Source organism: Alteromonas portus, assembly GCF_005117025.1.
Classification (GTDB): domain Bacteria; phylum Pseudomonadota; class Gammaproteobacteria; order Enterobacterales; family Alteromonadaceae; genus Alteromonas; species Alteromonas portus.
Genome location: NZ_SWCO01000026.1, coordinates 1 through 1,072, shown reverse-complemented (window position 1 = coordinate 1,072; position 1,072 = coordinate 1). Strand labels below are relative to the sequence as shown.

Annotated in this window: 2 protein-coding genes; both read right to left on the bottom strand. The window is 40.9% G+C overall.

The window, feature by feature from the left end; all coding sequences use genetic code 11:
* Positions 1-223 precede the first annotated feature (223 nt).
* Positions 224-514, bottom strand: a complete 291-nt coding sequence (locus E5672_RS19915; protein WP_167483162.1) for a hypothetical protein — start codon at positions 512-514, stop codon at positions 224-226.
* A 121-nt stretch (positions 515-635) separates the two neighbouring features.
* The gene (locus tag E5672_RS19830; RefSeq protein ID WP_161569419.1) at positions 636-959 is read right to left on the bottom strand and encodes a hypothetical protein; all 324 of its coding nucleotides are present in this window, start codon (positions 957-959) and stop codon (positions 636-638) included.
* Positions 960-1,072: the final 113 nt, after the last annotated feature.

Below are 1,072 nucleotides of genomic sequence, written 5' to 3'. Positions count from 1 at the left end.
TTGTTTACGGATAACAAAAAATGAAATGAGTATGAAAAGAATAAAACTGATATTAACTAATAAAGTCGGTATCAAAACATCCATTTAATTACCCCTTTCCGGAAAAGCATATAACTTTCCAATAACGGGCGCAGACATGTGGGGCATAATGGCGAAGCCGCCCCACGTGAATGCGTCCCAGCGAACGTAGTGAGTGTGTTTATTGGCTTGTTAGGTGCGTGCTTCATAAAACCTCGAACACTCGCAGTAAAATGGGCAAAACAATGACCAATAACATTACAATCCCGAGCCATTTTGCCAACGCATTTCCTGTTTTGCTCCCTTGGCTTACGTCTATCTTTTTTTCTTTTAGCGCACTTGTTTCAAGTTTAATGCTGTAAATCATTGCTGCTCCACTGATGGTGCAAACAAACAATAGAGTTAAAGGGTTAGTGCCAAATACAGAGAACATAACGGCTGGAGCAATAATGCAGAGAGAAATTCCAATAATCCACGAAAGGTAATGTTTATCCATTAGCACCTAACTTTCCAATAACGGGCGCAGACATGTGGGGCATAATGGCGCAGCCGCCCCACGTGTATGCGTCCCAGCGAACGAAGTGAGTGTGTTGATTGGCTTGTTAGCCACGCTTTGCTTACGAAGCACTTTTTTGAAACTTACGCATAGCTTTAACGACATTAACAATTGGCAATGTCGAGAAGAGAACAAAAATAGCTATGAACAGCATAAGGTTTAAATAAGCTAAGTAAGCCAACACTCCAACTAAGATTTGTACAGCACCAGATAATAAAAAGCTATTGCCTACGTATTTGCAGAAAGCAGGTAAGTCGGCAATTTTAGAAAAGTCGATGCCGTTAAGTACATCCGCTTTTTGCTTGAAGGTAAGTAAATAGCCAATGATTAAATATATAAAGCCGCTTAAGCAAGATATTAAAAGAATTAGAAAACCTGTATCCATGGAAAATCCTTTTTAGTGGCTAACTTTTAAATAAGGGGCGCAGGCATGTGGGGCATAATGGCGAAGCCGCCCCGCATGTATGCGTCCCAGCGAACGAAGTGAGTGACTTAATT